General features: G+C 39.2%; 18 protein-coding genes. 9 read left to right on the top strand and 9 right to left on the bottom strand.

All coding sequences use genetic code 11. The annotated features are described in order from the left end of the window. The first annotated feature begins 452 nt into the window (after positions 1–452). From I6E80_RS04085 to I6E80_RS04115, 7 genes are all read left to right on the top strand, one after another. On the top strand, positions 453–1,562 hold the full coding sequence (locus I6E80_RS04085; RefSeq protein WP_197184869.1) for an arginase family protein: 1,110 nt from the start codon (positions 453–455) through the stop codon (positions 1,560–1,562). A gap of 116 nt (positions 1,563–1,678) precedes the next feature. Continuing rightward, a complete protein-coding gene (locus tag I6E80_RS04090; protein WP_076925675.1) occupies positions 1,679–2,377 on the top strand; it encodes an ABC transporter substrate-binding protein in 699 nt (232 codons plus the stop codon). A gap of 135 nt (positions 2,378–2,512) precedes the next feature. Further along, complete coding sequence (locus I6E80_RS04095) at positions 2,513–3,814, top strand: hemolysin family protein (RefSeq protein ID WP_024600520.1); 1,302 nt, start codon at positions 2,513–2,515, stop codon at positions 3,812–3,814. Positions 3,815–4,105: 291 nt separating this feature from the next. After that, complete coding sequence (locus tag I6E80_RS04100) at positions 4,106–5,275, top strand: efflux RND transporter periplasmic adaptor subunit (RefSeq protein WP_024600519.1); 1,170 nt, start codon at positions 4,106–4,108, stop codon at positions 5,273–5,275. Positions 5,276–5,287: 12 nt separating this feature from the next. Continuing rightward, positions 5,288–8,422 (top strand): efflux RND transporter permease subunit, encoded by a 3,135-nt coding sequence (locus I6E80_RS04105; protein WP_197184870.1) that lies wholly within the window; start codon positions 5,288–5,290, stop codon positions 8,420–8,422. After that, positions 8,419–9,837 (top strand): efflux transporter outer membrane subunit, encoded by a 1,419-nt coding sequence (locus I6E80_RS04110; protein WP_197184871.1) that lies wholly within the window; start codon positions 8,419–8,421, stop codon positions 9,835–9,837. The genes I6E80_RS04105 and I6E80_RS04110 overlap by 4 nt, the downstream gene beginning before the upstream one ends. A 96-nt stretch (positions 9,838–9,933) precedes the next feature. Continuing rightward, positions 9,934–10,557 (top strand): TetR/AcrR family transcriptional regulator, encoded by a 624-nt coding sequence (locus I6E80_RS04115; protein WP_024600516.1) that lies wholly within the window; start codon positions 9,934–9,936, stop codon positions 10,555–10,557. Positions 10,558–10,627: 70 nt separating this feature from the next. Here I6E80_RS04115 and I6E80_RS04120 read toward each other — a convergent pair whose 3' ends face one another. From I6E80_RS04120 to I6E80_RS04145, 6 genes are all read right to left on the bottom strand, one after another. After that, positions 10,628–11,740, bottom strand: coding sequence for a HupE/UreJ family protein (locus I6E80_RS04120; protein ID WP_197184872.1), 1,113 nt, complete (start codon positions 11,738–11,740; stop codon positions 10,628–10,630). Continuing rightward, positions 11,737–12,762, bottom strand: a complete 1,026-nt coding sequence (locus I6E80_RS04125) for a hypothetical protein (RefSeq protein ID WP_197184873.1) — start codon at positions 12,760–12,762, stop codon at positions 11,737–11,739. The genes I6E80_RS04120 and I6E80_RS04125 overlap by 4 nt, the downstream gene beginning before the upstream one ends. A gap of 53 nt (positions 12,763–12,815) precedes the next feature. After that, a complete protein-coding gene (locus tag I6E80_RS04130) occupies positions 12,816–13,325 on the bottom strand; it encodes an Ig-like domain-containing protein (protein WP_024600513.1) in 510 nt (169 codons plus the stop codon). 11 nt (positions 13,326–13,336) lie between these two features. Then, positions 13,337–14,929 carry a DUF4331 domain-containing protein gene (locus I6E80_RS04135; RefSeq protein WP_197184874.1) on the bottom strand — a complete coding sequence of 531 codons (1,593 nt, stop codon included), beginning with the start codon at positions 14,927–14,929 and terminating at the stop codon, positions 13,337–13,339. Positions 14,930–15,086: 157 nt separating this feature from the next. Beyond that, positions 15,087–15,770 carry an anti-sigma factor gene (locus I6E80_RS04140; protein WP_197184875.1) on the bottom strand — a complete coding sequence of 228 codons (684 nt, stop codon included), beginning with the start codon at positions 15,768–15,770 and terminating at the stop codon, positions 15,087–15,089. Further along, on the bottom strand, positions 15,767–16,291 hold the full coding sequence (locus I6E80_RS04145; RefSeq protein WP_197100641.1) for a sigma-70 family RNA polymerase sigma factor: 525 nt from the start codon (positions 16,289–16,291) through the stop codon (positions 15,767–15,769). Before I6E80_RS04145 ends, I6E80_RS04140 begins: the two co-directional genes overlap by 4 nt. Positions 16,292–16,641: 350 nt before the next feature. Here I6E80_RS04145 and I6E80_RS04150 point away from each other — a divergent pair, with 350 nt between their 5' ends. Next, positions 16,642–18,261, top strand: coding sequence for a diacylglycerol kinase family protein (locus I6E80_RS04150; RefSeq protein ID WP_197184876.1), 1,620 nt, complete (start codon positions 16,642–16,644; stop codon positions 18,259–18,261). Positions 18,262–18,310: 49 nt separating this feature from the next. Here the strand turns inward: I6E80_RS04150 and I6E80_RS04155 are convergent, their stop codons facing one another. Then, positions 18,311–18,619: a VF530 family DNA-binding protein gene (locus tag I6E80_RS04155; RefSeq protein ID WP_024591820.1), complete on the bottom strand. Its 309-nt coding sequence runs from the start codon at positions 18,617–18,619 to the stop codon at positions 18,311–18,313. Positions 18,620–18,673: 54 nt separating this feature from the next. Next, positions 18,674–18,976: a DUF1496 domain-containing protein gene (locus tag I6E80_RS04160; RefSeq protein ID WP_008134362.1), complete on the bottom strand. Its 303-nt coding sequence runs from the start codon at positions 18,974–18,976 to the stop codon at positions 18,674–18,676. A gap of 138 nt (positions 18,977–19,114) precedes the next feature. On the opposite strand from I6E80_RS04160, the gene I6E80_RS04165 reads away from it, so the two are divergent. Next, the gene (locus tag I6E80_RS04165) at positions 19,115–19,348 is read left to right on the top strand and encodes a TIGR02647 family protein (protein WP_007582405.1); all 234 of its coding nucleotides are present in this window, start codon (positions 19,115–19,117) and stop codon (positions 19,346–19,348) included. Positions 19,349–19,359: 11 nt separating this feature from the next. Here the strand turns inward: I6E80_RS04165 and maiA are convergent, their stop codons facing one another. Beyond that, entirely contained in the window at positions 19,360–19,989 is a 630-nt protein-coding gene (gene maiA / locus I6E80_RS04170) for a maleylacetoacetate isomerase (RefSeq protein WP_076925654.1), read from the bottom strand. Between the last annotated feature and the right edge of the window lie 2 nt (positions 19,990–19,991).

Consider the following 19,991-nt stretch of genomic DNA (forward strand, 5'->3'; position numbering starts at 1 on the left):
CTAAGCCTTTTATAATAATTTGTTGTCAATCTAGCATCATTGCTAGAAACGTTTATCAAGTACAGGACGATTGTCCGTTTTACCTTAACTTCTCCAATTAAGTCCTAATAATTTTAAGGATTAATTTGATTTATTCATCAACTATGAATATTCAATCAAGTGCTTATATACGTAGGCTTATTGTGCTGTTGACATGTTCAAGCAGACATAATAAGTATCACACAAGCGCGTAACTACAATTAAATAGTTCATGGTAAATATTCATTAATATTAAATCAATTCAATGTCTTAGGTTTTTGTTAAGCACGTAAAAGCTAACGTGTTTATTTATATTAGGCACAGAGTTATTTAGCAAAGTGGGATTTATTTGAAGTTTAGGCACTTTTGGTGATTTTGCATAACTAATCAAAAGTAATTAGCTACGTACAGAATAAAAATCGAAGGAGTTTATTATGAGCACACAATTTGAAGCATTTAAAAACAAAGTTGAGCACTGTTTGTGCGCACCGGGTGATGGCGTATACACAGTAAATACTGCAAAAGAGCGTAAAGCTGCGCTGCGTAATAAGCTATACGGGCAAACTGAAAGCGTTGATAACTTATGGCGTGAGTCTTTAGATGAATTACCAAATTCTCCACATAAAGCGGTTATGTTAGGTATTAGCTCAGACTGTGGCGGTGGTATTTTACGCGGTGCAAACTGGGGGCCACTGTTTGTGCGCTCAGCATTAATTGACCAGCAACCGCAGTGTCATTCGTTTGATTTAGGTGATGTACGTGTAATCCCTCATTTGCTACATGATAAATACCTAAATGATGCAACCATTTCTAATTGCCAAAAAGCCCTATACGGTAATGAAGATAATGACTATTACGTTAGTCCGTTATCAATCACAGAGGATGTATGCGACAGTTTTTACGCAACGTTTAAAGATAAAGGGATATTTGGTATTGGTGGCGATCACTCAATTAGTTACCCACTCACCAAAGCGTACTTAAAAGCGAAACGTGAGCAAGGTAGGCGTACTGCTATTATTCATTTTGACGCGCATACCGATTTACTTGTTGAGCGCTTAGGTATTGATTTATGTTTTGGCTCGTGGTGTACACATATATTAGAGTTTTTACCGGCGCCGCATCATTTAATACAATTTGGTATACGCTCAAGTGGCAAGCCTAAAGCGCACTGGGAAAGTACCTTTGGCGTTAAGCAACATTGGGCACATGAAATCATTGAGCGTGGCGCAGCAGCGGTTGCTGCCGACGCTATCGCACAGCTAAAAGCCGATAACGTTGATGAAGTATACGTAAGCTTTGATATTGATGCGCTTGATGCAGAGTTTGCATCTGCCACCGGTACGCCAGAGCATAATGGTTTAACGCCTCAGCATGCGCTTGATACTTTATCAGCCATTGCGGATGAGTTCCCGATTACGGGTGCTGATATGATGGAAATAGCGCCATTTACCGACAGCTCTTTAGTTGGACAATCAAGCTCTGAAACGACACTTAGAGAAGGCGCTAAAATTTCAGCATTCTTAATTAGTGCAATGAACAAGTAAGCTGTAATAGTACTATCAGCTTATAAATGTACATTACACTACTAAAAACTAGCAGTTCATAAAGCCTCAGCTATATTTATTAAATACTTATAATGAGTTAGTTGAGGCCTTGCTGAATGAAATTATTGATCTTTTTGTTGTTCATTAGCTGTATAAAAGTTGATGCAACTGAAATCACAATAGTAACGGAAGTATTTCCGGACTTTCAGTATCTCAATGAAGATAATAAACTCGTTGGTCGTTCTGTTGATAAAGTTCATAAAGCGCTAGAAGGTACAGGTATAAATTACACTATGTTTGCCCATAGTTGGGCCATATCCTACAACGCGGCGCTACGCGATAAAAACACCTGTATATTTTCGATTGTTCGATTACCTAATAGAGAAAGTAAGTTTAAGTGGGTAGGTGAACTTGAAAGCTTTGACTCAGCGATTTATGCTCTTAAGTCTAGAAGTATAAAGTTAAATACTCTCAATGATGCTAAAAAATATAAAATAGCGGTACTGCGTGATAATTTTAGTCATCACTATTTACTTGAGCGAGGATTTAGCGAAAGCAGAAACTTGTTACTCATCGATAGCCTAGATAAAATAGACAAACTTATCAGTACCCGTCACAATATTCTTGATTTTGTTGTCCTTAATAAAAAGCAATTTAACTACCGAGTTAAAACAGAACCTAAGCTAGAACTACTTGAGCCTGTACTTAGTCTAAATACAGCTCAGTCTCCATTATTTTTTGCTTGTAATATAAATATGGATCCTGCCTTAATTACTCAATTAAAAGTCGCCTTCAGCAAAGTTTCAGTACTTTAAATCTCCTTTTTACCTCTCAACCAATTGAAAATTAATGGTTTAAATATATTTAGTAAATTTAAATTGCTGCGTTTAAAAAACAGATTATAATCCAGCTGCTTTTTGTTTAAAAAAGCCTAACTTTTGGAGCATTAAATGGGTGATTTAATCGGGATTAGCTTATTGATCTTGATCAGTGCGTTGTTTGCTATGTCAGAAATAGCAATTGCAGCGTCGCGTAAAATAAAACTGCGAGTAATGGCAGATGAAGGGAATATAAAGGCAGCAGCGGTACTAAAGCTACAAGAAAATCCAGGGGCTTTTTTTGCCATGATCCAAATAGCGCTCAATGCGATAGCGATATTGGGTGGTATTGTGGGTGAGCAGGCTTTATCGCCTTATGTTGAAAGTGTGTTGGTATTATTTTACCAAGGTGCGCATTTAGAAAAAATTAGCTTTTTATTCTCGTTTTTTACTATTACATCTTTGTTTATATTGTTCGCCGATTTAATGCCAAAGCGTTTAGCGATGATCATGCCTGAAGCCGTGGCTGTTAGAGTGGTTACAATAATGCGCTGGGTTACCTTTGCATTAACTCCACTGGTGATGTTTTTTAATGGCGTCACTAACTTTGTGCTGCGTTTGTTTAAAGTGCCCGCTGAGCGAGAAGACAATGTAACAACAGAAGACATTGTTGCCATGATGGAAGCAGGTGCTGCTTATGGTAGTTTGCAAAAGCAAGAGTATGAACTCATTGGCAATGTGTTTGACCTAGAAGCGCGATTTTTATCAAGCGTTATGACTCCACGCGACCAAATTGTCTATTTTGATTTAAATGAATCTAGCCATGATATTGCGACTAAAATTATTGACCATCCTCATAATCATTTTTTAGTGGTGTCAGGAAATTTAGATAAGTTGCATGGCTCTGTTGAATCTAAAGATATTTTACGACAAGTACTAAAAGGCGAAGCCGCCAATATAAACGATGATCTGATTGATAAAGATGTTTTTTACTTACCCGAAACATTAAGTTTATCTGAAGCTTTAAACGCGTTTAAAAGTGCAGCGAAGCCGTTTGCTGTTGTAGTAAACGAATATGCACTTTCGGTGGGTATTGTTACCGTTAAAGACTTAATGAAAGGGTTTATGGGTGATTTAATCACTCACCAAGGCGACGAATTAATCATAGAACGCGATAAAAATTCATGGCTTGTAGATGGTTTAACCCCAATTACCGATTTAGCAAAAGTACTTGATATAGAAGAATTTCCTGACCAGATGCTTTACGAGACGGTAGCTGGATTTTTAATTTATAACATGAAGCGTATACCTAAACGTGCGGAACATTTTACTTTTTCAGGCTTTAAGTTTGAAGTAGTTGACGTAGAAGGGATTAGGGTAGAGCAGTTGTTAGTTTCAAGGGTTATTAACCCACAGAGCGCTAATACCCTTTAAAAAACTAGATATGACACTAGTCCTTTATATAAATAGCCAAGCTGTATTTGCTTGGCTTTTTTGTGCCTATTAAAAACTTAGTTTCTAAAATGAGATATTATTTCAAGATATTAAGTTGTTTTATTTTCATACAGTCTTGATTGTATTTTCATCTAATTAACATTAAATGCAACCTAAGACGTATATTGTACTGGGGAGTGTAAGTTTGTGTAAATTTCTTCTAATTAAGATTCATTATCAGCGCGTTTTAATTTAGAATGATCGTTCACTCTAAACTAAAAGGTATTTAACATGCAGCGTTCCCGCATCGCTTTATTTGTATTGTCAGCCCTCGTCGGTTCTGTTGCTTTAACTGGTTGTGATCAAGCAACTGAGCAATCACAAGCTTCAGCTCCTAAAGCTGTACCAGTGGGTGTACTTACATTAAAAAGCCAAGCGCTTACTCTCAAAAAAGAACTTCCTGGTCGTATCAGCGCATTTCAAATTGCTGAAATTCGCCCACAAGTAAGTGGTATTGTTCAATCTCGTTTATTTGTAGAAGGTAAAGAGGTTAAACAAGGCCAGGCTCTGTATCAAATAGATCCTGCGACATTTGAAGCCGACTTAGCAGCAAGTGAAGCAAGCGTAGCACGTGCAGAGGCAAGCATTGCTAGCTCTAAATCAAAAGCATCGCGTTATAGTGAATTATTAAAAATCAAAGCCGTGAGCCAACAAGATTTTGACGAAGCAGATGCTGCTTACAAGCAAGCAAACGCTGAATTATTAACAGCTAAGGCACAATTAAAGTCAGCGCAAATTAACCTTAATTATAGCCATGTGTCGTCACCAATTAGTGGTCAAATTAGTAAATCAAGCGTAACAGTAGGTGCACTAGTCAGTGCCAATCAAAGTACTGCACTTGCTACAGTGACTCAGCTTGATCCAATTTATATCGATTTAACACAATCAAGTAATGAGCTTACCCAACTTAAAAAAGCAATATCATCAGGTGCGCTAACGGTTGACTCTACTAGCCAAACTGATGTTGAACTTATTATGGAAGATGGCTCTGTTTATCCTCATAAAGGCACATTACAGTTCTCCGAAGTGACGGTTGATCCAAGTACTGGCTCAGTAACGTTACGTGCTAAATTTTCAAATCCAGAAAAACTATTATTACCAGGCATGTATGCCCGTGCCTCTATAGTAGAAGGTGTTAAAGCTGGCGCTATTTTAGCTCCGCAACGTGGTGTTAGCCGCAACTCAAAAGGCGAGCCAACAGCAATGGTTGTGAGCAAAGAAAATACAGTTGAAAGTCGTGTTTTAAAAGTAGACCGCACAATAGGTTCTGACTGGCTTGTTACCGATGGTCTAATGGATGGCGATAAATTAATTGTTGAAGGCTTACAAAAAATCCGCCCTGGTGCACCAGTGAATCCTTCTGAAATTCAATCGTCTACTAAAGCCGATAAAGCACAATAACGGAGAGTTTTAATGTCACGATTTTTTATCGATAGACCGATATTTGCTTGGGTACTCGCTATTGTAGTGATGCTTGCAGGTATTTTGGCGATTAGGAGCTTACCTATTTCGCAGTATCCTTCAATTGCACCGCCTGCAGTAAGTATTACAGCAACGTACCCTGGTGCATCTGCTCGTACACTTGAAGATACAGTAACGCAAGTTATTGAGCAAAAAATGAAAGGTCTTGATGGCTTGCTTTATATGTCATCTACGTCTGAGTCGAGTGGTTCTGCTACGCTTACACTTTCGTTTAGCGCCGAAACAGACCCTGATATTGCTCAGGTTCAAGTGCAAAATAAACTAGCGACAGCGACTCCACTTTTACCAGAAGCCGTACAAAGGCAGGGTGTTGTAGTTGCAAAATCAGCGCGTAACTTTTTAATGGTTTATGCATTTGTGTCTAAAGATGGCAGCATGACCAATATTGATATTGGTGATTACGTTTCATCAAATGTGCAAGATATTGTATCGCGCGTAGAAGGCGTAGGTGAAGTGCAGCTGTTTGGTTCTCAGTACGCGATGCGTATTTGGTTAGACCCTGCAAAGTTACAAAACTATAAGCTTACACCCGCTGATATTAGTGCATCAATTAGTGCGCAAAATGCACAAGTATCTGCAGGCCAACTCGGTGGTATGCCAGCCGTTGATGGTCAGCAACTTAATGCAACAGTAACGGCGCAAAGTCGATTACAAACGCCAGAGCAATTTGAAAAAATATTAGTTAAAACTAATCCAGATGGCTCTTTTGTACGTCTAGAGGACGTTGCTAGAGTAGAGCTTGGCGGCGAAAGCTATCGCGTTGTTGCTCGTTACGATGGACAACCGGCATCAGGCTTAGGTATTAAATTAGCCAGTGGCGCTAATGCACTTGATACAGCTGAAGGCGTTAAAAAAGCAATTGAAGAGCTAAAACCGTTTTTTCCTGAAGGGCTAGATGCGGTAGTACCTTACGACACAACACCATTTGTATCGCTCTCTATCGAAAAAGTTATTCACACCTTAATTGAAGCCGTTGTTTTAGTATTCGTGGTGATGTACCTTTTTCTGCAAAACTTTAGGGCAACACTTATTCCAACCATTGCGGTGCCTGTGGTTTTACTTGGTACATTTGGTATTTTATATACCTTTGGCTATTCAATAAATACGCTAACAATGTTTGCGATGGTACTTGCGATAGGCTTATTGGTAGATGACGCAATCGTTGTGGTAGAAAATGTTGAGCGCTTAATGACCGAGGAAAAACTCTCCGCGCTCGAAGCTACGCGTAAATCTATGGATGAAATTAAAGGTGCGCTGGTAGGCATTGCCATGGTGCTTTCTGCGGTATTTATCCCAATGGCATTCTTTAGTGGCTCTACCGGTATTATTTATCGTCAGTTCTCTATTACACTGGTATCGGCGATGGGTCTTTCGGTATTGGTTGCACTTATTTTGACACCAGCACTGTGTGCTACGTTATTAAAACCAAGCCATGTTCACGACGACAGCTCGTTTATTGGCAAGTTTTTCTCTGGATTTAACCGAGGCTTTGATAAAACGAATCGCGGCGCACAAGGCTTTGTAAGCCGTATGATCAATCACTCTAAGCGTTACTTACTTATATACGCTGTGATAGTGGGTGGTATGGTTTATGTGTTTTCGCACTTACCAACAGCATTCTTACCAGACGAAGACCAAGGCATTTTGTTTAACCAAGTGTCATTGCCTGCAGGTTCTACAACACAACAAACTTTAGAAGTTGTTAAAAAAATGGAGAACCATTACCTAAATGAGCAATCTGAGGCTGTTAACGGTATTTTTACTGTAACAGGGTTTAGTTTTGCAGGTTCAGGTCAAAATGCTGCAATTGGTTTTGTTAACCTCAAACATTGGGATCAGCGTCAGCGTGACGAGTTATCTGTTCAGGGTGTGGCTGGTAAAGCAATGGGGTACTTCTCAACGATAAAAGAGGCGTTTGTGTTTGCGTTTCCGCCACCGGCCATTGTTGAGCTTGGTACTGCAAATGGTTTTAATATATTTTTACAAGACCGTGTAGGCTTAGGCCACGATGCACTGTTAGCTGCACGAAACCAGTTGTTAGGTTTAGCAAGCCAAAGTCCAATTTTAGCGGGCGTACGTCCAAATGGACAAGAAGATATGCCTGAATTACAACTTGACACAGATTTGGCAAAAGCTGAAGCGCTTGGTGTTTCACAAGGTGATATAAACAGTACGCTTGCCACTGCGTGGGGTAGTAGTTATGTGAATGACTTTATTGACCGTGGTCGAGTTAAAAAAGTGTATATGCAAGGTGATGCACAATCGCGCATGGTGCCAGAGGATCTAAATAAGTGGTATGTGCGCAATGATAGTGGCGATATGGTGCCATTTTCAGCGTTCGCTAGTGCTTATTGGACATACGGCTCGCCACGCTTAGAGCGTTACAATGGTTTTTCTGCAATGGAAATTCAAGGTAGTGCAGCACCAGGTTACAGTACCGGCCAAGCAATGGATGAAATGGAACGCTTAGTAAAACAATTACCTAATGGTATTTCGTCTGAATGGACCGGTATTTCATTCCAAGAGCGCTCTAGTAGTGGTCAAGCTCCATTACTATATGGTTTGTCATTATTATTTGTATTTTTGTGTTTAGCCGCACTTTATGAAAGTTGGTCAGTACCGTTTGCGGTAATGATGATTGTGCCATTGGGTATATTTGGTGCAATTATGGCGGCACTTGGCGGTGGCTTATCTAACGATATTTACTTACAGGTGGGCTTGTTGACCACCATAGGTTTAGCGTCTAAAAATGCGATATTAATTGTAGAGTTTGCTATTCATAAAATGGATGAAGGGCTGGGATTAGTTGATGCAGCAGTTGCTGCTGTTCGTTTACGTTTACGACCAATACTCATGACTTCAATGGCATTTATTTGTGGTGTAATTCCACTGGCGATTGCCTCAAGTGCGGGGTCTGGCGCCCAAAATGCGCTAGGTATTTCGATTATTGGTGGCACACTTGCATCATCAATATTAGTTGTTGTGTTTGTACCGTTATTCTTTGTGTTAGTTCGCCGTGTATTCCCAGGCAAAACTAACGAGACAACGAAGGAGAGTGCAGAATGAGCATTAAAACATTCAGCCTAAGTGCCATTGCTTTATTAGTACTAAGTGGTTGCCAACTTGCACCAGAGCAAAAAGACCTTGCTTTACCAGTATCTGATGCTTATGCATCAGGTACTGGGCAAAGCGCTGCGCAGCAATTAAATTGGCAGCATTTTTTTAATGACGAAAAATTACAAACGTTAATTACGCAAAGCCTTGAGCATAATAAAGATATGCAAATTGCAGTGCTTAATGTGCAGCGTGTTCGTGGTTTGTATCAAATCGAAGATTCTGCTTTGTATCCGTCACTTGATTTAAATGCTTCTGGTACGCGCCAGCGTTTACCGGCTGATTTGTCGGGTACTGGCGATGCAGCTATTAGCTCGCAGTACAGTGCAACAGTAGGTATTACCTCTTACGAGTTAGATATTTGGGGCAAAGTGCGCAACCAATCAGCGCAAGCACTCCAAAATTTATACTCTACAGAGCTTAGTCAATACAGTACGCAGGTATCTTTAATTTCTGAGCTTGCAAATGCGTGGCTTAGTTACGCGACGGACTTACAACTGCTAGAGCTTGCAAAAGAAACGCTAACCTCTCAGCAAGAGTCATTATCGCTTACGCAAAAAAGCTTTGATTTGGGGGCTACGTCTTCAATTACCCTTGAACAGCTTAAAAGCACAGTAGCTACAGCAAAAGTAGATATAGCAACATATAAGCGTTTGTTAAAGCGTGATAAAAGTGCCCTAGATTTATTAGTAGGGAAATCTGTTTCAGCCGATTTGCTGCCTAACAAAGACCTAACTAATTTGATCAGCATGCCAGAAGTGCCAGTTGGTTTACCGTCTGATTTGCTATCGCAACGCCCTGATATTAAAGCCGCTGAGCATTTAATGCTTGCTGCAAATGCCAATATTGGCATTGCACGTGCGGCGTTTTATCCAAGCATTAGCTTAACGGCCAATGCCGGCACTGCTTCAAGTGACTTAAGTGGCTTATTTGATTCAGGCTCAGGGACATGGAGTTTTGTGCCGACAATTAGCTTACCTATTTTTAATATGGGACGTAACCAAGCAAATCTTGATGTGGCTAAAGCCGATCAAGCAATTGCGGTGGCAACGTACCAGCAAAAAATTCAAAATGCGTTTCGCGAAGTTGCCGATGCACTTGCTGATAGAGAAGGTTACCAAGAGCAACTAAGTGCGCTTGATATGCTTATAAGTAGCCGACAAATCACGTTTGATTTATCAAAAATGCGTTACGAAAAAGGCGCAGATAGCTACTTGCAAGTACTTGATGCTCAGCGTACGTGGTACGGCGCGCAGCAACAGTTAATTTCGGGTCAGCAAGCGTATCTTGCAAGCCAAATTAATTTGTACAAAGCGCTTGGTGGCGGATGGAACGTAACCAGTGAAACAGCTCAGGAAGAGAAATAATATTTGCGGCTTTTAAAGCCGCATTACATATTTGTATAGCGAGACTCTTTATAGCTCTTGCTTTACTGAGTTTATGACTTGGTAGTGGAGTTGAACATGAAGCCTAAAGCAAAAAGGCAAACAGATCCCGCTATAGCGCAAGCTAGGCGCGAACAAATACTAACAGCGGCTGCAGAGTGTTTTCGCCGAAAAGGTTACCACGGTGCAGGCATGGCTGAAATATCTAAAACGGCAGGGATGAGTGCGGGCCATATTTATAATTACTTTGAAAGTAAAGAAGCAATTATAGAAAGCATTATTGAAAAAGACATGGAAGAAATGTTTTCTATCTTCCAACAGTTTGAAGATCACCCTGGTGATGTTTTAGCAGCTCTTTTAGATGGCTTAAACATTGGTGTTCAGAGGCACATGGACACAGGGGCATGTGTAGTTGACTTAGATATGATGGCTGAAGCAGGTCGAAATGTTAAAGTAGCTTCATTGCTACGTGATATGGATACTCAAGCACGCGGGCGCATGAGACAGCTTTTAACAAGCGAGCGAAGTGCGCTCAAAGACATTGATGAGCTTGAACTTGAAAGTCGAATTAATGTTATTTTTTCGATGATGGCAGGGTTATTACTTAGAAAGTTACTCTACCCTGAGCTAACCGAAAAAACAGTGTTAATAGCGCTTCGCCCTGCGATGAAAACATTACTAATGCCATTTGATAAAGCATAGTAAAGCGCAAAATAGATAAACTAAAAAGTAAGCTAGCCAATATTTTGGCTAGCTTTTTTATTTGGGCTATTTAAAAACGCTCGATTGACCACTGAAGTGCAATGATTGCAATGGCAACGGAGCCCATTGGCATTAACCACTTTTTATACCAGGTGTAGTTTCGTACATAAATGAGTATTGGCAGCGCAACCAGTAATATACTGAGCTGACCAATTTCGACCCCTAAATTAAATGCTAAAATGCTCAATAATTGATAGTCACTCGACAAGCCAAGCTCACCAAGTACGCTCGCAAATCCCATGCCGTGCAGTAAACCAAAAGCAAAAGTAAGCCACCCTAAACGAAGTACCAACGGCCACACATTATTTAATGCTGCAAATAAAACCGATATAGCAATTCCAAGCTCTACCCAGCGACTATTTGGCGAGACTAAGTTCATAGCTGTTGCTGTAAGCGTAATAGAGTGCGCAAGCGTAAACGCGGTTACTATCCATGCTGTGTGTTTAATAATGTGTTTTTTAGAGCTAATACCTTGCCATGTTTTGTTACTACGTTTTAAAACACAGGTAAGTAATAGGGCGATTAAAAATAAAATATGATCAATACCTATCCAAATATGTAAAACACCTTGATAAACGTATTGATTGAACGTGCTTAAATAACTGGATTTTTCAAAGCTAAATGTTTGCTGAGCCTCGTTGATATTAAATACACGAGATACACCGTTTATATTTACGATAGATTTATGATTAGCATCGGTTTTAAAAAAAGCAGAATACGAAAGAGAGATTGTTTCACTATCATTGCAGTTAAACAGCAGCGGAATAACCAAATAAGGCTGGTTAAAATGGTTATCTAGCTGATAGATACCTTCACTTTTTAATGGGCATGCTTGCGCGTTTTGCGTGATATTTAAACTTTCTGTAACGAAGTTATTAATTGAGCTGCGTTTTGCTTTTATTTCTGCCCACGAAATTTGCCCGTCTTTATCTAAATCTAGAGGCACTGCCTGCTCTAAGTCGGCGATGTTAACTTGCCAGGTACCCTTGTATTGGCTTTTGTTGGTGTCGTTATCGTTCTTGCTATTTAGGGTTATATAACTTGTACTTAGTTGATGGGAAAAGCTGTAAGTTGAGAAAATACACAGCATTAAAGTGAGTATAAATAGATAAGGCGTTTTCATAGTGTATCTCGTTGCATCGCTTTTGCTTTAATAAGTAATTGCTCATCTGTGCTCATTTTAGCCTGTTGCCAATTAATATGAGCCCAGTAAAGTGCTTTTTCGCGATTTGGTTGTACATCAAGGTAATATTTAGCTAAGTCACTCGCATGAAAAGAATCTTTACGAAGCTCTCTGAGTGTAACTCTTTTCGCCATTGTATTTTGCCATTTTTTATCGCGTTTATTTAGTTTTTTTTCTGCGATTGAAAGCCTTAGCAAAATAGCATCTTCTAAATTACTTTTATCTGGAAGCAGTACGCTTAATGTATTTAATACTTGTTGAGGTTGATTTAGCGCAATTTGAATATCGGCCCATAACACAATGAGGCTCACAGGAGCTTGAACTAAATCTACGCTTTGTAAGTGAGACAAAGCTTGCTTGTAGTTACTTAGACGGTAGCTCATTTCACTTAAAACATGGTTTGTAGCTAAACTAGTTTGGTTATTGTTTATAATTTTAACTAATGTTTGGTAGCTGTCTAAAACACTTTCATGCTGGCTTTGTACGTCTAGCACACAAGTGCTAGCAGTAATGGTGCTTACTTGACCAATCAAGGCAACACAGTGTTGTTTTGCTTTTGTAAATTCACCTTGGGTCATCAATATATTGGCCAGCAACAAATGGCTATTACTGTGCTTTGGTTCGGTAATCAAAACGTTGTTGGCAACGTTAATTGCTTCGTCAAAAAGGTGCTCTTTTTGTAAAACACGAGCATATAAGTAACCAATTTGAGACGTGGGTGTTTGGTTATATAACTGAGCTAAGCGGGTTTTAAGTAGCCCTTGTAAGCGCTCTGTTTGGCCTGCATATTGGCTATTAGTCACTAAAGTATTTATTTCGTGAACAGAGAGAGAGGCACTAAATGTTGAATTGCTTGAGGCAATAACTGCGTCATCTTTTGGAGTATAAGGAGCCGCACTCACCGCGAAAGAGGTTAAGCAAATAGCAATAATAGTGAGGGGTTTAAGTACTGATAAATGCATTATAAATATCCTTTGAAAAAAGCCATCCGTGGCCTGTCAGCTTAATGACTTGGTTAGTTACCGCTTGTAGAAATTAATCCATCAACATCGGTATCAGTGTTTGTAAACACCCGACCATTAACAGTTAACGGCTCTGCATTTGGCGCTTGATTAAATGCATCGGTTGCAAATTGAGCAAAGTCAACTTGCAGCGCCTCAATTGTAATACTTACTGTTGCAGTAACTTGCGAATTAACGCCATCACTTACACCAAACATAAAGCTATCTGAACCTGTTGCTTCTTTATTAGGTGTATAAGTAAAGTTACCATCACTGTCAACATTAACAGTACCGAGCATTGGCTCGCTTGTTAACGAGTAAGTAAGTGAGTCGCCATCATTATCGCTTGCGTTAAGCATATCGGTAATGCTTACTTCAGTTTGTGTTGTTAGCATTGCATCGCTTGCTGTAGGTGCGGTGTTTACAACCGGTGTAGGTTGTTTTTTATCGTCATCGCTACTACATGCACCCAATGTTAATGCACTGAGGAGAACACAAATATGGGTAGTTTTTAAATTACGCATCAGTTAACTCCTTATTTAGATCCTGCAATAGGTGTTGCAAGGTATGGGAATGTTGAGTCCATCATTGTTGCATCAATAGGTGCGCCATCAGTAAATGGAACTGTACCCGTATTAGCATCCTCTGGTGTACAAAGACCTAAGTCAGAGTCTTCACCATTTACAGGAATAGGATGACATAAGCGACCCATCACAACGCGCAGTGCAATATCAACTACATCATCACCCGGGCGACGACCATTTGGGAAACCAGCTAAGTCATTGCCAGCTACACCAAATGCAGATTGATCAGCCTGCGCTGTTGCTGCAATGGCTGTGTTTAAACGCAGCATTTCTGAAGGTGTGACCGTTGCTTGTTGATTAACGCCTGCAAAACCCGTTAAAAATGCAGTGATTAAATCAGTACGCGGGAAGTTAGTGGGTGCCAAAGTTTCTAAGTTTGCGCCAAGAGTGGTATTAACAGCATCTTTAAACAAAATATTTAATAACTCTGGTAGTGCTGGGTGAGATACATAATCTAAAAATTGTGCATCGTCTTTAGGGTGCGCAGTAGAAAATGTGTCCTTGTCTTTAATGCCAATTACAAGCTCATTTACAAGCGGGCTACCTAAGCGTGAAACCTGAGTTAATGCACCACCGTTTACCGCATTATTAGCAAATTTAGCATTGGGGTTTAATACACGTGCTTGAGGTAAGCTTGCTGTTGTCCACGAACCTATTACGCCGTTACCTTCACCGACAATACAGCTTTTAGGTATTTCGATAGCGATTGATGTTACGTTTTTATCTGCAAGGTCGTCATTATCAGCTGATTGCGTTATACCACCTGGAAAACCACCGCCGTCACCAGCACCAGGGGCGCTATCACCTTCTACAGGTACATAGTTAACTAAATCAAATGTTTTACCTAGGTTAACTACAAACGGGTCTTTACGCTGTCCTACAAAAACTTGTGCCATGCTCTCACAGTTAGGAATTGAAACCTGATAAACAAATTGATCTGCATAAGTTTGATAATCACTCATCGATCCAAATGTTTTATCACCTACATAATCAAGCGGTTTAGAAAATGAGCTTGAGTTTGATGCAGTGTTATTTAATACCGTTGTTTCGCCAGTACGCTGCGCGCCGCTAATCATGGTCATTGTGTATGATTCACTAAAATTTGCTGAGCTGTCATCACCTGCAGCCACGCCGCCAACATTTTTAAGTGGTACCGAAACTGTTCGTTGATTACCTTCAGGTCCAACTGTTAATTGCACGCCTTGATTGTCGTTAGGGAGCATGCTTTTAAAGTTAAACGCAAATGTAATATCTTCAACAGCATCGCCGTCGTTATCTATATGAATGCTGTAGGTAGCATCTGGGTCCATTGCAAAGTAATTAGGACCGCCGTATGCATCTTGCAGCGGGATATAGTTAGCTATTAGTGTTACAAAATCACCACGACCTTGTTCGTAACTATTAAATACATAAAAATCGGTTGAATCTAAAGTCGGGAAACGGCTTATATTTGGCGCTTCTCTGTGGCTAGATGCTTCACTTGGTGCACTTACAAATGTACTACATATTACTACTGCGAGTATTGATGGAGTTAAAGCTTTCATGACTTTGTCCTTTAGTTTTGATTGAAGTCATAGCTAATAACGGGGCAGGATTTAAATTGGATGCAAAAAAGTTAAATTAATTTTGTATTTTGTTAAAAACTTAAATTGAGGATTGGCTGCTTTATACAAGCAGCCAATATTAGTCGTAATAGTAAGGTTATAAAAGTACCAGCTCTGTGGTGTATAACACCTCGGTCGGTGATCCATTTGGCGAGCCACCAATAGGTTCTAAACTTACTGCTAGCAATGCAATATCACTTGCGTTGAAGCGGTTATCTTTTAATAATGTTTTACTTCCTTGCTTGGGAAGTAAACCTAATGAAATAGGCGCATCTTGCCCTTTTAAAATCATCCAAAGCTCATAATCTTTATTTGTTTGAGCAACCAATTGGCTACTGGCTTTGATAGAAAGCCCTTTATCGTTAACATCAATAAACCATAATGATTGCTTATCTTGATTTTGGACCAAGGCAATTTGTTGCGTTTGAACAACATTATTAGAAGGTTGAATAATTAAAAAGGCTAAAACAATACACGCGGCTGTTGCAACAAAAGACCATGTACGCCAAATAGATGGCTTAGTATGTATAACCGTTTTACTTGTTTGTGGACTGTTTTCAATGCGCTGTAGAATATTTATCCATACATCGTCATGTGGCGTTTGCGGTGTAATAGCACTCGCTAAGTTATTTAGGTTTTGCTCCCACATACTTGTTGCTTCACGTGCTTGGTTCGAACTAAGCAAAAGACGCTGAAAGCGCTTACGTGCAAGTCCTCTAAGTGTGCCAAGAACATACTGCCCAGCAAGTGCGTCTAATAATTCGGGTTTATTATAATTCATAATGTTAAACACCTTTGTAGCTGCATAAGCCCACGCCTGATCCAGCTTTTAACTGTACCTAATGGCGTTTCGATATGATCCACTAACTCGCTATGGCTCAGCCCTTTGTAATAAGCTAAGTGAATAGCTTGTTTTTGTTGCGGCTCAAGTTGTTCGATACAATTAACCAGTTTTGTTTCTTCGTCGTAATTAACGTCGATGCTTTCATTCTCATATTCGTCATCGCCTAACGACTGCTCTTTTCGTACTTTGTGATAGCGCAGCGAGTCGAGACTTCTATACCTAACTATACTTATCATCCAGCTTATAACAGTGCCTTTTGAAGCATTATACTCAGATGCGTTATGCCAAATTTTTATAAAAGCATCTTGTAATGCTTCCTCGGCATGGGCTCTATTTGTGAGCATGTTTAAACTAATAGCAAAAAGTTTGCCGCTAGTTTGCTGGTACAAGCTCGAGAAAGCATTTTTGTCACCTTGTGCTGTTGCGCACAAAAGAGGGAGTAAATCATCGTTATCCATAGGGGTCCTGTTTTTCTTATTATCATTGAGTAAACGGTTGAGGGCGTGATTTGGATGCAAAAAATTTTAATTGATTTTTAGATTAGCTGCTTTATACGTTAGTACAAGCAATAACCGATCAGTATTTGAAATTTAGATGTGTAAGTATAATTTATTCACATGTTTGTAAAAAATGCACAAAGAGCAGATTGCACTTAAATTTATTTTATTATTAATGTTATATATCAATAACTTATGGTTTTAATTTGAATTTAAAATGCCGTTTATATGGCGTGATATTTGCAAAAGAGTACATAAAGCCGTTTAAATTAGAATTAGAAAATCGGAATTATTTACACAAAGGAGAGATTATGTGGGCTGCAGTTGGTTATTCACTTTTAGCATTACTACTTATTTTTATTGGGTGGGAAGTAAACTCTGTTTACTTTGCTATTGTTTTTTATTGGACTGCGCTGTCACTTTTATTAGTGAGTACCGCATATATTTTTAATACAGCAAAAATATTTAGAAAACGTGAAAATGGAGTGATCCCATTTTATATACGTTGGGCGTTTGTGCCATTTTTATTTGGTGTGCAAATTTATAATGCCTGGTCGCGTAAGCATGACAAAGTACCGCCCATTCAACAAATAAACGAAAATCTATTTTTAGCTTGCCGATTATTTCCCTCAGACATAGACACATTAAAAGATAACGGAATTACAGCGATTTTGGATGTAACGTGCGAGTTTGACGGTCTAGAGTGGAGTTCAACGCAAGAGAACTTTAATTACTTAAATATTCCGGTGCTTGATCATAGTGTCCCTTCACATTCGCAGCTGAATCAGGCTATTAATTGGATACATCACCATATAAAAGAAAATCGTCGCGTAGTTGTACATTGCGCCTTAGGCCGTGGGCGGTCTGTTTTTGTAATGGCGGCTTATTTATTGAGTCAAAACAAAAATGCAGATGTACATGAAGTACTTGCGCAAATAAAAGAAACCCGCGAAACCGCAAACTTAAATAAGCATCAACTTCGTCATTTAGCTAAGCGTCATAAAAAAGGCGAGTTGCTGATTAAAAACAAAGCTGTTTTAATTGCAAACCCTGTTTCGGGTACGCGATTATGGCAAGAAAAAGAGCATTTAATTGTTGCGCGGTTATCCGCCTATTACGATTTAACAGTATTGACTACTTCACAAGACGTTAACGGTATTGATCTTGCTCAACAAGCAATTGCGCAAAAGCCGGACATTATAATAGCGTGTGGAGGCGATGGTACAGTGGCCGAAGTTGCAAGCGTACTTGTAAATACACAATGTAAGCTAGGAATCATCCCAATGGGGACTGCAAACGCACTTGCGCATGTATTGATGGGTATAAGCTCTAAGTTTATTCCAGTAGAACAAGCCTGTGACCTAATTATAGATGGTCAAACAAGCACAATAGATACGGCTTATTGCAATAATGAATTGGTACTTTTATTAGCGGGTATTGGTTTTGAGCAATCAATGATTGAAAAAGCAGATAGAGAGTCAAAAAATAAATCGGGGCAACTTGCCTATTTAAATGGTTTTTTTGAAGCTTTTGGCGAGCAAAAATCACAGCTACTTAATGTAAAACTCGACGATAATGAGCCCAAAGAAATACGTACAAATAGCTTTATTGTGGCTAACGCTGCGCCTTTTACAACATTATTGGCTCAAGGTGGTGGGCAGCCAGATCATAGTGACGGGCTTCTTGATGTAAATTGGCTAACACCAAATGACGAAAACTCAACCACAGTATTGAGTATTGCAGAGCTGATGTTTAGCAGCTTAACGCAAACACATTTAGCTATAAACTCGCACCATACAAATGCTAAAAGAGTCGAGGTTACAGGCGAAGGTGAGCTTAAATACGTACTTGATGGTGAAATTAAAACTGCTCACAAACTCGTTATTACTATTGAGCCGGCCTCATTAAAAGTGATTTGCAAAGAGCAATAAATCGCGCTTGTTACAATCAAAAAGGAGCTAAATTAGCTCCTTTTTTACATCATTTTTTAATTGATGGCCAAACAAACCCTGTTGTATCAGGTGCTTGAGAAGATGTTTCTCTCGGTGCACTTTTTGGTCTACGAATAGGTTTATTATTTATAGTGTGAATATAAAGTGCTTCCACTTTATCGCGAGCCCAAGGCGTTTTACGCAAAAACTTTAAACTCGATTTAATGCTCGGTTGATCAGTAAAACATTTAATTTTTACTTGTTCGCCAAGTGTTCTCCAGCCAAGTCGCTGTTCTAACTCAACAAGTATTTGTTCTAACGTGACCCCATGTAAAGGGTTTTTAGGTTGATTATTCATAGCCATACTACTTATTTAAACTGCGTGCATTGTAGCTCAAATCAGCTTTTAGCGCTAATTCACAGTGATTGTTTTAGGAGCTGTTGGGTAAATAGCATTACCTTGTTTATCTATTTTAAGCCAAATTAGTTGGCTGTTACTGTGCTGGGGTGTTTTAGCACCGCACAAAAGTGTAAATGAGTGAATTTGTATTAATGCGCCTTCGCTATAGCGTTTGTTGTCGTACCAACAGTTAGATTCTTCATTTACAAACTGGTTTGCATCAATAATTGAATGGGTTTTAAGAGTTGTTGCTTCACTAAGTATTGAATACGATAAGCTGCTAAAACAAAAGCATAGAATTAAAAAGTTACGCATTAGAGGCCTTTAAATAGGGTGGGTTAAAAATAATACATTAAGCTAAAAAACGTGCTAGTGTAAAGTACACAAAGTGATTTTAATTATAAACTTAGTTACACACAGAACAACTCAGATTCAAATAAAAAGGTGCACACAATGCAATTTAATCAAACAATGATCGAAGAATTCACACTATTAGCAAAATTTCCTCGCGACAGTAAAATGCAGGGTATTAAATTACACTCAGACGCAGAACCAAGCTTACTTAGTGCAGCGCAACGTTTATTTGAAAAAGGGATTATAGATAGCCCAGATGGCGGATATTTAACTGATCTGGGCTTAGATTTAATTGAGCATATTACGGTTATTCATAGTGCGCTACAAAGTTAGACTAAATTAGTTTAATTTGCATCGGGTTGATTTTGCGGTGCAGCATCATTAAATGCAGCTAATTTATTACAATGTTCGTAAATGGCTGCAATTTTTGGATAAACGTTCATATTTACGTTAAAACGAAGTGCATTAAATACTTGCGGCACTAAACAAATGTCAGCAAGTGTTGGTTGGTTACCAAAACAGTAGTCATCATTTTTGTTTAGCATCAGTTCTATTTTTTCAAAACCAACTTCTATCCAATGTCGATACCACTTATTTTTAGCCTCGTCATTAACACCTAATTCGCTTGATAAATACTTCAGCACGCGTAAATTATTAACAGGATGAATATCGCAGGCAATGGCAAAGCTTAAATTTCTTATTTGTGCTTTTTGCCACGCAGTCCCTGTAATTAATGGCGATTGCGGATAAGTTTCATCAAGCCATTCCAGTATTGCAAGCGATTGCGCTAAAACACCATCATCGGTTTCAAGTGCAGGTAGTAACCCTTGGGGATTAGTTGCTAAGTATTCCTCCCCAAGCTGCTCCGATTTTAAAAGGTTAACAATAGCAAGTTTATGATCGATTGCTTTTAAGTTAAGCGCTATACGCACTCTATAAGCCGCTGATGAGCGAAAGTAGCTGTATAATTTCATAA

This window comes from Pseudoalteromonas sp. NSLLW218 (assembly GCF_015864775.1).
Lineage (GTDB): Bacteria > Pseudomonadota > Gammaproteobacteria > Enterobacterales > Alteromonadaceae > Pseudoalteromonas.